At 72.5% G+C, this 10,223-nt stretch carries 9 protein-coding genes; 5 read left to right on the forward strand and 4 right to left on the reverse strand.

The features are described 5' to 3' along the window. Positions 1 to 76 precede the first annotated feature (76 nt). The gene (locus ACFWBN_RS26475) at positions 77 to 1,453 is read right to left on the reverse strand and encodes an MFS transporter (protein WP_385179697.1); all 1,377 of its coding nucleotides are present in this window, start codon (positions 1,451 to 1,453) and stop codon (positions 77 to 79) included. Between the two features lie 325 nt (positions 1,454 to 1,778). Here ACFWBN_RS26475 and ACFWBN_RS26480 point away from each other — a divergent pair, with 325 nt between their 5' ends. Beyond that, a complete protein-coding gene (locus ACFWBN_RS26480; protein ID WP_385179700.1) occupies positions 1,779 to 2,702 on the forward strand; it encodes a DUF3027 domain-containing protein in 924 nt (307 codons plus the stop codon). A gap of 71 nt (positions 2,703 to 2,773) precedes the next feature. Here the strand turns inward: ACFWBN_RS26480 and ACFWBN_RS26485 are convergent, their stop codons facing one another. The 3 genes from ACFWBN_RS26485 to rfbA all read right to left on the reverse strand — a co-directional run bounded on the left by ACFWBN_RS26485 (position 2,774) and on the right by rfbA (position 5,658). After that, entirely contained in the window at positions 2,774 to 3,727 is a 954-nt protein-coding gene (locus ACFWBN_RS26485) for an NAD-dependent epimerase/dehydratase family protein (protein ID WP_385179703.1), read from the reverse strand. Between the two features lie 49 nt (positions 3,728 to 3,776). Continuing rightward, entirely contained in the window at positions 3,777 to 4,673 is an 897-nt protein-coding gene (locus ACFWBN_RS26490; protein ID WP_385179707.1) for a glycosyltransferase family 2 protein, read from the reverse strand. A gap of 109 nt (positions 4,674 to 4,782) precedes the next feature. Continuing rightward, positions 4,783 to 5,658 carry a glucose-1-phosphate thymidylyltransferase RfbA gene (rfbA, locus tag ACFWBN_RS26495; protein WP_385179710.1) on the reverse strand — a complete coding sequence of 292 codons (876 nt, stop codon included), beginning with the start codon at positions 5,656 to 5,658 and terminating at the stop codon, positions 4,783 to 4,785. A gap of 126 nt (positions 5,659 to 5,784) precedes the next feature. On the opposite strand from rfbA, the gene rfbB reads away from it, so the two are divergent. The 4 genes from rfbB (at position 5,785) to ACFWBN_RS26515 (ending at position 10,001) form a co-directional block, all read left to right on the forward strand. Continuing rightward, positions 5,785 to 6,762 (forward strand): dTDP-glucose 4,6-dehydratase, encoded by a 978-nt coding sequence (gene rfbB, locus ACFWBN_RS26500; protein WP_385179713.1) that lies wholly within the window; start codon positions 5,785 to 5,787, stop codon positions 6,760 to 6,762. Then, positions 6,759 to 8,117 carry a lipopolysaccharide biosynthesis protein gene (locus ACFWBN_RS26505; protein ID WP_385179716.1) on the forward strand — a complete coding sequence of 453 codons (1,359 nt, stop codon included), beginning with the start codon at positions 6,759 to 6,761 and terminating at the stop codon, positions 8,115 to 8,117. The genes rfbB and ACFWBN_RS26505 overlap by 4 nt, the downstream gene beginning before the upstream one ends. 43 nt (positions 8,118 to 8,160) lie before the next feature. Further along, on the forward strand, positions 8,161 to 8,382 hold the full coding sequence (locus ACFWBN_RS26510) for a hypothetical protein (protein WP_385179719.1): 222 nt from the start codon (positions 8,161 to 8,163) through the stop codon (positions 8,380 to 8,382). Positions 8,383 to 8,516: 134 nt separating this feature from the next. Beyond that, on the forward strand, positions 8,517 to 10,001 hold the full coding sequence (locus tag ACFWBN_RS26515) for a flotillin family protein (protein ID WP_385179723.1): 1,485 nt from the start codon (positions 8,517 to 8,519) through the stop codon (positions 9,999 to 10,001). Positions 10,002 to 10,223: the final 222 nt, after the last annotated feature.

Genomic DNA, 10,223 nt, shown 5'->3' on the forward strand with positions numbered 1-10,223 from the left:
GCCGGCGTTTGAGGCGCGGGGTCTGGGGCGGAGCCCCAGCAGCGGCGCCGCACGGCCGTCCCCCGGAGGGGCTCGGCTATGCCACCCGCGGCCGCGAACTCGTGCCCTGGTGGTGGTGGCGCGGGGCCAGGAGGAGGCCGCGGACGGCCATCGTGGTGCCGAGCGCGACCATGGCCGCGGCCACCGACATGCCCAGCACCCCGTTCAGCGGCAGCGCGATGCCGATCGCACCCCCCAGCACCCACGCCACCTGCAGCAGCGTCTCCGAACGGGCGAACGCCGACGTCCGGACCGCCTCCGGGATGTCCCGCTGGATCATCGCGTCCAGCGACAGCTTGGCGAGGGCCTGGCAGAAGCCCGCCGTGGCACCCAGCACCGCCATCAGCACCCCGCTGAAGAAGAGCGCCGCGAGCACCGCCGCCGTCAGCGTCAGGCACAGCACCGCCGCGATGATCCCCTCCGGCGCCCGCGCCCGCAGCCACGCCCCCACCGCCGTCCCGCACGCGTTCCCCACGCCCGCCGAGACCGCCACGATGCCCAGCGACACGGCCGCGCTCTGCCCCGACAGGGGATGCTCCCGCAGCAGGAACGCCAGGAAGAAGATCAGGAACCCGGACAGCCCGCGCATCGAGGCGTTCGCCAGCAGCCCGCACAGCACCGACGGCGTCACCGTACGCAGCCCCGGCCGCCGCGAGTGCGCCTCGTGCGTCGACAGCCGGGCCCGCCGCTCGCCCTTCGCCTCGTCCACCTTGTGCGGCAGCGAGAACGCCGCGAAGGTCCCCCAGATGAAGATCGCGCAGGCCCCGTACAGCGGCCACGGCGGGCCGATCGCGTGCAGTCCCGCCCCCACCGGCGCCGCCGCGCCCGTGGCCAGCAGGCCGGCCAGCGTGACCCGGGAGTTCGCCTTGACGAGTGAGAACTTCGGCGGCAGCAACCGCGGCACCACCGCGCTGCGCACGACCCCGTACGCCTTCGAGGCGACCAGCACGCCCAGCGCCGCCGGATACAGTTCAAGACCGCCCGTGGCCACCGCGCCCGACATCAGCAGCGCCAGCAGCGCCCGGGTCAGCATCGCGGCCGCCATCGCCGCGCGCCGCCCGTGCGGCATCCGGTCCAGCAGCGGCCCGATCACCGGGGCCAGCAGGACGAAGGGCGCCATCGTGATCGCCAGGTACAGCGCCACCCGGCCGCGCGCCTCGTCCGTGGGGACGGAGAAGAACACCGTCGAGGCCAGCGCCACCGTGATCATCACATCGCCGGCGCCGTTGATGGCGTGCAGCTCGATCAGCTTGCCGAGACCCGACTCACCGGCCCCGTGCGCGTGCGTGGCGCGCCGGATCCCGCGCGCCGTGCCGGTGAAGGGCAGGTGCAGGGCACGCCCCAGGGCCCGGCCGGCCCGCCTGGCCGGTCCCGAGCCGTCGGCGGACGACCGTACGGGTGCCACACTCGCCATAGTGCCCCACCGGGCCCTCCCGGACCCCTTCCGGCGCGTCGCGGCCCGCCCGCTTGTCCGCGAATCGGACCTTGCATGTGGGCCCAAGGCGTCGGAGGAGGTAGCGTGCGTAGCGCGCCACCGGCGGTTGCTCTTGGCCGCGCGCCTCTCCGCGATCCCGCAGAATGGATGGCAGTAGGTGCGCCCGGAGTCCGATCGGGTGCGGACGTCGACGCGGCCCTCTGGTCCGCTCCGCCCGCGCTTCGTACGGACAGCACCGCCGGGTCGTTGTGGACGACAGTACGGACGGCGCACTCGTGAGACGGCGTAGGAGAGAACGAGACCAGTGAGTGCTGCGACGACGCGAAGCCGTACCCCGCGTACCCCCGCCCCCGACCGCCTGTGCGTCGAGGCGGTAGAGCTCGCCCGCGCGGCGGCCGAGGAGGCCGCCTTCCCCGGTGTGGTGGGCGCGCACGTCTCCGCCGTGGCGGAGGGCGACCGGGTCGTCACCCACTTCTTCGAGTCCAAGGAACCGGGCTACCGGGGCTGGCGCTGGGCCGTCACCGTGACCCGCGCCTCCCGCGCGAAGAACGTCACCCTCGACGAAACGGTGCTGCTGCCCGGCGAGGACGCCCTCCTGGCCCCCGAGTGGGTGCCGTGGAGCGAGCGGCTGCGCCCCGGCGACATGGGCCCCGGCGACCTGCTGCCCACCGACGCCGACGACCTTCGCCTTGAGCCGGGCTGGTCGGACGAGGACGCGCCGCCGCCGAACTCGGTGGTCTCCGAGGAGATGGCCGAACTGGTCGAGGCGGAGGACGCCGACGTCACCGACCGCGTGGTCGTGCCGGCGCGCGGCTCCATCACCTCGGTCGCCGAGGAACTGGGCATGCGGCGCAGGCGGGTGCTTTCGCGCTACGGGCTGCACAGCGCGGCCGACCGCTGGGACGATTCCTTCGGTTCGAAGACCCCGATGGCGCAGGCCGCGCCGGCGTCGTGCCTGTCGTGCGGCTTCCTGGTCAAGATCGGCGGGTCGCTGGGTCAGGCGTTCGGCGTCTGCGCGAACGAGTTCGGCCCCGCCGACGGCCGGCTGGTCTCCCTGTCGTACGGGTGCGGGGGCCACTCGGAGGCGGCGGTCATGCCGAAGCCGCTGCGGCCGGCGCCGCCCGTCCTCGACTCCATGGCCTCGGACGAGTTCCTCCTCCGCCCGGCGCCCGACACCGGCTCGGTCCCCCCGGCGGACCTCCAGTCCGAGGACCTGGGCCACTCCTGATCACGCGGTAAGGCGATCCCGGCCGCCGGCCTCCCCGCCCGGAACCGTGTCCGGGCGCCCGGAGGTGCCGCTCAGACGCGGACCGGGCAAGCGGCGGCCCACAGCTCGGCGACCGCGTCGCGCAGGCTCCGGGCCGGCTTCCAGTCCAGCGCCCGCTCGGTCGCGGTCATGTCGAGCTGGTGCCACTCGGTTTCCGGCTTGCCGCCGTCCGGGGCGGGCACCTCCGTGACCGTGGTCGGTACGCCGCTCTCCTCGATCAGCAGCTCGACCAGCTCGCGGGCCGAGGTCGCCCGGCCGAGCCCGAGGTTGAGGACCGGCGGGCAGGGGCCCGCCGGGGCGAGGGCGGCCACGATCGCGTCGACGCCGTCCCGCAGGTGCAGGAACTCGCGCCGGGCGGTGAGCGGCATCAGCGACAGCTCCGCGCCGCCGGCGGCATCGCCCTCGGCGAGCTTGCCCGCCATGACACCGAGCAGGCTGTGCGCGGGCTGGCCCGCGCCGACGACGTTGCCCAGGCGCAGCACGACGGCGTCCAGGCGCCGGTCGCGGACGGCCGCGGCGATCAGCTCGGTGGCCTGGAGCTTCAGCTGCCCGTAGAGCGTCGACGGGCGCGCGGGGGAGCCCTCGGTGTAGGTCTCGCCGATCGGGAAGAGGCCGTACTCGTGCACGGAGCCGATCTGCACCAGCCGCGGCGGCGCCGCCATGGCCTCGAACGCCTCCAGCAGGCGGGTGACCATGCCGAGGTTGGCCGGGACCATCTGCTCGTCGGTCAGGCCCCAACTGCCGCCGGCCGCGTTGACGACGACGTCGATCCGGTGCTCGGTGAGGAGCGCCGCCAGCTCGGCCGGCGGGTCGACGGTGAGGTCGAAGGAGGCGAAGGCGCCGGGCAGCATGACCGCCGGCTCCTTGCGGGCGATGGCGAGCAGGCCGTGGCCGCGCTCGTCGAGCGTGGCGCACAGCGTTCGGCCGATGAAGCCGGTGGCTCCGAGGACGGCTATGCGGGGCAGGGACGGACTGGCGAGGGACATGGGGATGGGCTCCGGACGGTCGGGAGTGTGGTGGCGGTCGGCGGCGCCGCTAGCGGTGGTCGGCGCCGGTGACGTGCCGCAGCAGGGTGCGGGCGCCCTCGCTCTGCTTGTTCTTCAGCGCCCCGGGCAGCATGGTCAGCGCGTGGATCCGGGAGGACAGGTGCAGCCGGGAGGCCTTGGCGGCCTTCGTCCAGCCCTGGCCGTCCAGCCGGTCCGCGACCTCCATGAAGAAGCGGTTGGCCTCTTCGAAACGGGCACCGGTGAAGGCCTGCTGGGAGGAGATGCTGACGGCGTGCCGGCGGTACTGGAAGCAGATGGTGTCCGACACCAGCATGCGCTCGCCGTCCTGGATCATGTCGATGAGGAGGGCGAGGTCCTGCGTGACCTCCAGGTTGTCCCGGAAACCCGCCTTGCGGACCGCCGCGGTGCGCCAGCATATGGACGGGAAGAACAGCCAGTTCCCGCGCAGCAGGTTCGTGGCGAGCGGCTCGCCGGACATCAGCAGCTCACCCTGGAACCGGGGCTTGTACAGCCGCCGCTTGGACTGGTCGACGAGTCCCTCGGTGGGATTGCCGTCGCCGTCGATGACCTGGACGCCGGGCTGGATCATGCCCACGCCCGGGTGGTCCTTGAGCACGCGGCGCACCGTGGCCACGTATTCGGGCAGCATGATGTCGTCGGTGCCCATCATGACGAAGTGCTCTTCGCGGACCAGCCCCAGGCACTTGCGGTAGTTGCCGGTGACGCCGAGGTTCCGCTCGTTGCGCTGGTACGACACGCGCGGGTCGTCGATCTCAGCGAACCAGCCGGGGACGGACGGCTCCTTGCCGTCGTCCACCACCGTGAGCCGCCAGTTCGGGTCGCTCTGGGCCAGCACGCTCCGCACCGCGGCCTGCATCAGGGCCACGTTGCCGTAGTAGGGCAGCATGATGTCGAGAGTGGTCATGAGGGCAGCACCGGGGCTTTCGAGGAAGACGGGAAGGGGTCGTTGGCCTGGCCGGGCGGGATGTCGGGGCAGTGGACACCCCACAAGACGGCGGAGAGCGCGCGGCGGTTCATCGTCCGCTTTCCTCGTCGAGCAGAGCCAGCAGGTAGTCGCCGTAGCCGCTCTTCAGCAGGGGCTGGGCCAGCTCGCGCATCCGGTCGTCGGAGATGAAGCCGGCCCGCCAGGCCGCCTCCTCGACGCAGCCGATCTTGGAGCCCTGGCGTTCTTCGATGACGCGCACGAACTCCGACGCCTGGACCATGGACACGAAGGTCCCGGTGTCCAGCCAGGCGGTACCGCGGTCCAGGGTGGTGACCTGCAGGGCGCCGTCCCGGAGGTAGGCGTCGTTGACGGCGGTGATCTCCAGCTCGCCGCGTGCGCTCGGGGTGATCGTGCGGGCGATCTCCACGACGCGGTTGTCGTAGAAGTACAGGCCGGGCACCGCGTACCGGGACTTCGGCTTCTCGGGCTTCTCCTCGATGGAGAGGGCCCGGCCGTCCGCGTCGAACTCCACCACGCCGTACGCGGTCGGATCGGCGACCGGGTAGGCGAACACCATGCCGCCCTTGGGGTCGGTGCGCTCGGCCAGGCGCGTGCCGAGGCCGCTGCCATGGAAGATGTTGTCGCCGAGGATCAGCGCGACCGGCTCGTCGCCTATGAAGTCGGCGCCGAGGACGAACGCCTGGGCTATGCCCTCGGGGCGCTCCTGGACCGCGTACCGGAGGTCCAGGCCGCACTGCGAGCCGTCCCCGAGGAGGCGCTGGAACTGCTCCTGGTCCTGCGGGGTCGTGATGATCAGGATCTCGCGGATTCCCGCCATGACCAGCGTGGAAAGCGGGTAATAGATCATGGGCTTGTCGAAGACGGGGAGTAGTTGCTTCGACACGGCTCGGGTCAGGGGCCAGAGACGGGAGCCGGTGCCGCCCGCAAGGAGGATTCCACGCATGCGCGCCACTTTACGTTGCGCCCCTTCGGGGCCGTTAACCGACGAGCTGCGGCGGGCCGGCGGCCGGGTCCCCCCGCGGGGTGCCGAAGGCTGCCCACCCGTATGGCCCAGTAGAGTGAAAACACTATGCGCATTCTCGTGACCGGTGGCGCCGGTTTCATCGGCTCGCAATTCGTCCGTTCCCTCCTGTCGGCGAATCCTGCCGCCAAGATCACGGTCTTCGACAAGCTGACCTACTCGGGAGTCGAGGAAAACCTCGCCCCCGTCGCAGGTCACCCGGGCTACGTCTTCGTCCGCGGCGACATCTGCGACGTGGACGCCGTCGACCAGGTCATGCCCGGTCACGACGCGGTGGTGCACTTCGCCGCCGAGTCCCACGTGGACCGCTCCATCGCCGGCGCGGGCCCCTTCGTGATGACCAACGTGGTCGGCACCCAGGTGCTGCTGGACTCCGCGCGCAAGCACGGCGTCGGCCGCTTCGTCCACGTCTCGACCGACGAGGTGTACGGCTCGATCAGCGAGGGCTCCTGGACGGAGGAGTGGCCGCTCGCGCCGAACTCCCCGTACTCCTCCTCCAAGGCCGGCTCCGACCTGCTGGCGCTGGCCTACCACCGCACCCACGGCATGGACGTCGTGGTGACGCGCTGCTCCAACAACTACGGGCCGTACCAGTTCCCCGAGAAGGTCATCCCGCTCTTCACCACCAACCTGATCGACGGCAAGAAGGTCCCGCTCTACGGCACGGGCGGCAACATCCGCGACTGGCTGCACGTCTCGGACCACTGCCGCGGCATCGAGCTGGCGCTGCACAAGGGCCGCGCCGGCCACGTCTACAACATCGGCGGCGGCGTCGAGCTCACCAACAAGGAGCTCACCGGCCTGCTGCTGGACGCCGCCGGCGCCGGCTGGGACATGGTCGAGCCGGTCGAGGACCGCAAGGGCCACGACCTGCGCTACTCCCTCGACATCACCAAGATCAGCGAGGAGCTCGGCTACGCGCCGCAGGTCACCTTCGAAGAGGGCCTGGCCTCGACGATCGCCTGGTACCGCGAGAACCGTGCCTGGTGGGAGCCGCTCAAGGTGAAGGCCGCGCAGCAGTCGTGAACACACCGGACGCCGCGGCGACCGCGCCCGTGAAGCGGTCGCCGCTGGCCAGGATCGCCGGCAGCCTGCCGCCGGGCACCACCCTGGTGATCAGCGGCACGGTCGTCCTCGGGGCCGCCTCGTACGTCCACCTGATGGCGGCGGGGCACAGCCTCGACACCGACGGCATGGCCGCCCTCTCGGTGCTGTGGACGATCCTCATGTCCGTGGGCATCGGCCTGTTCTTCCCGGTCGAGCAGGAACTCACCCGGATCGTCGCCGCACACCGCGTCTCCGGCACGGGCGTCTCCGGCATCCTGCGCCAGATCGCCGGACTCACCTTCGGCATGATCGTCCTGCTGGCGGCCGGGCTGGCGCTGGCGACCCCGGTCCTCGCCGACACCTTCTTCTACGGCCACCGCGAGATGGTCGGCGCGCTCGGCCTGGCCTTCGCCGCGATGGCCCTCAGCAACATCTGCCGCGGGGTCCTGGCCGGCCTCGGCCGCTTCGGACCGTTCGGCTGGCAGCTGGGCATCGACGGCGTCCTGCGCATCGGCCTCGCCGTGGGCTTCGCCCTCGCCGGCGTCCGCTCCCCGCTGGCCTTCGCGCTGATCCTCACGGTGGCGCCGCTCGTCGCCGCCCTGGTCACCGCCGGACCCGTCGTCCGCGGGCTCGGCAAGGGACCGCTCGACCGCTGGAGCTCGCTGCTCGGCGGCCTCGGTCCGCTCCTCGTCTCCACCCTGCTCTCCCAGGTCGTCGTCAACGCCGCCGTGGTCAGCACCAAGCTCCTGGCGCCCGCGGAGGGCGCGCTCGTCGCCGGTCTGCTGAACGCGATCGTGCTGGCCCGCGTACCGCTCTTCGTCTTCGGATCCCTCCAGGCCTCGCTGCTCTCCGGACTGTCCGCCGCGGCCGCCGCCGGCGACCGGGCGGGCTTCTCCCGACTGCTCGGCCGGACCTCCCTGGTCGTCACCGCGCTCGGCCTGGCCGGGGGCATCCCGGCGACCCTGCTCGGCCCGTGGCTCATCCAGGCGCTCTTCAAGGCCGAGGAAGGGCTCGGCCGAGGCGTGTTCTTCTGGATCTCCGCCGGCACGCTCTTCTACATGCTGGCCATGGTGCTCGGCCAGGCCCTGCTGGTCCTGCACAAGCACCGCATGCAACTGCTCGGCTGGACCGTGGCCACCGGGGTCCTGATCGCGGTGACCCTGCTGCCCGGCGAGGTCTCCACCCGCGTCTGCCTCGCCTACACCCTCGCTTCGCTCACGGCGGTCCTCGCCATGGCGGCGGCCCTGTGGCTGACCATCCTGCGCCGGCCCGCCGCTCCCGCGCCGGCCACGTCCCGCGAAGCCCTCGCGTCCGCCGTGGCGGACCAGGCCTGAACGGACACCCCCGAACCCCCGGGCAGCCGCGTACGCTCGGGCCATGGGGGACGACACGGAGATGGTGGGAATGACCGGCCGGGTGACCGGGACGGTCGGGCCGGGGCTGGTGGGCGAGGTCATCGTCCGGATCCGGGGCGGGGCCGAGCACTTCCTCGCGCACCCCGTCGCGGGGACCGGGCGGCTGGCCGTCGGGACGGTGGTGACGGTGGTCGAGTACCTGCCGCCGCGCACGGTGTACGTGATGGCCGCCTACGACAACTGAGGCCGCCCGCCGGGCCGCCCGCCGGGGCGTCCGTATCAAGATGGCGACAAGAATGATCCGGCCACTTCTCTGAAGGAACGGTACGGCGCACACTCGCCCTCACCGGTGTCGAACGGCACCGCGATAAGGGGGCGTTGCCGGTGGCTATCGGCGTCGTGGCGGGAATCGTTCTCGCCGCAATCGTGGTTTTGATCGGCCTGTTCAAGCTCATGTGGCGGGTGGCCGAGCCCAATGAGGCACTCGTCATCTCCGGCTCCGCGCACAAGACCGAGGGCATCGGCGAGGGCATGGGGTTCCGGATCGTCACCGGGCGCGGAACGCTCGTACTGCCGGGCGTGCAGGCGGTGCGGAAACTGTCCCTGGACCTCAACGAGACCCAGCTGTCGGTGGACTGCGTCACCCACCAGGGCATCCCGCTGCGGGTCAAGGGCGTGGTGATCTTCAAGGTCGGCGACGACCTCGTCTCCATCGCCAACGCGGCGCGCCGCTTCCTGGACCAGCAGAAGATGATGCCCGAGCGGGTGCACATCGTCTTCGCCGGCCATCTGCGGTCGATCGTGGGCGGGTTGACGGTCGAGGACATGATCCGCGACCGGGAGAAGCTGACCGGGCAGACCCGGATGGCGTGCGGTACGGAGATGGAGAAGCTCGGCCTGATCGTCGACTCGCTCCAGATCCACGAGATCGAGGACCCGACCGGCTACATCAAGAACCTGGCGATGCCGCACGCGGCCGCCGTGCAGCGGGACGCGCGGATCGCGCAGGCGGAGGCCAACCGGCTGGCGACGGAGGCCGAGCAGGCCGCGTCGGCGCGGATGGCGGAGGCCACGCGCGACAGCGAGATCCTCCAGGCCGGCTACCAGGCGGAACGGGACAAGGCGGCCGCGACCGCCCGCCAGGCGGGCCCGCTCTCCGAGGCCGCTGCCCGCCAGGAGGTCGTGGTCCAGGAGACCCGGGTCGCGGAGCTGGAGGCGCACCGGCGCGAGCAGCAGCTCCAGGCGGACGTACGCAAGCCGGCGGACGCGGCGGCCTACGAGACCCGGACCCGGGCGGAGGCGGAGCGCGACGCCCGCATCTCGGCGGCGCAGGCCAAGGCGAAGGAGACGGAGCTGGCGGCCGCCGCCGAGGCGACGCGGGTGACGACGGCGGCTGCGGCCGACGCCAAGGCCACGGAGGCCCGGGGCCTGGCGGCGGCGACCGCCACCCGGGCGACGGGCGAGGCGGAGGCGGCGGCGACACAGGCCAAGGGCCTGGCGGCGGCCGCGTCGGCGAAGGCGAAGGGTCTCGCGGAGGCGGAAGCGATCAAGGCCCGGGCGGCGGCCCTCGCGGAGAACCAGGAGGCGGTGGTCGCGCAGCAGCTGGCCGAGAACTGGCCGGCGATCGTGGAGGCGGGCGCGGGCGCGTTCGGAAACGTGGAGCACATGGTCCTCCTGAACGGGGCGGAGGGCATGTCGGAGATGTTCGCGAAGGCGCTGACGATGGGCGGCACGGGGCTGGGACTGGCGCGGCAGCTGCTGTCGTCGATGTCCCAGAACGGCGCCGGCTCCGCCGGTTCGGCGGACCCCTCGGCCCCCGCCGCCGGCGCGGTCAACGGCCGCATCCCGATCCGAGAGGAGTAGCCGGGCGCGGCGCCGCTTCCGGGGGCCGGCCCCCGGACCCCCGCGCCTCAAACGCCGGCGGGGCTGGATGTGCCCGGTGCGGCGCCGTTGCGGGGGCGCTGCCCCCGAGCCCCCGCGCCTCAAACGCCGGCGAGGCTGGAGGCGGCGGGCGGCAGGGGCCATATCCAGCCCCTCCGGCGTTTGAGGAGCGGGGTGCGGGGCGGAGCCCCGGATCTTTTAGCC

This window comes from Streptomyces sp. NPDC059989, from assembly GCF_042736975.1.
Taxonomy (GTDB): domain Bacteria; phylum Actinomycetota; class Actinomycetes; order Streptomycetales; family Streptomycetaceae; genus Streptomyces.

Coding starts and splice junctions, on each gene's coding strand:
- ACFWBN_RS26475 (WP_385179697.1), bottom strand. CDS start 1,453: ATGGCGAGTGTGGCACCCGTACGGTCGTCCGCCGACGGCTCGGGACCG.
- ACFWBN_RS26485 (WP_385179703.1), bottom strand. CDS start 3,727: ATGTCCCTCGCCAGTCCGTCCCTGCCCCGCATAGCCGTCCTCGGAGCC.
- ACFWBN_RS26490 (WP_385179707.1), bottom strand. CDS start 4,673: ATGACCACTCTCGACATCATGCTGCCCTACTACGGCAACGTGGCCCTG.
- rfbA (WP_385179710.1), bottom strand. CDS start 5,658: ATGCGTGGAATCCTCCTTGCGGGCGGCACCGGCTCCCGTCTCTGGCCC.
- rfbB (WP_385179713.1), top strand. CDS start 5,785: ATGCGCATTCTCGTGACCGGTGGCGCCGGTTTCATCGGCTCGCAATTC.
- ACFWBN_RS26510 (WP_385179719.1), top strand. CDS start 8,161: ATGGGGGACGACACGGAGATGGTGGGAATGACCGGCCGGGTGACCGGG.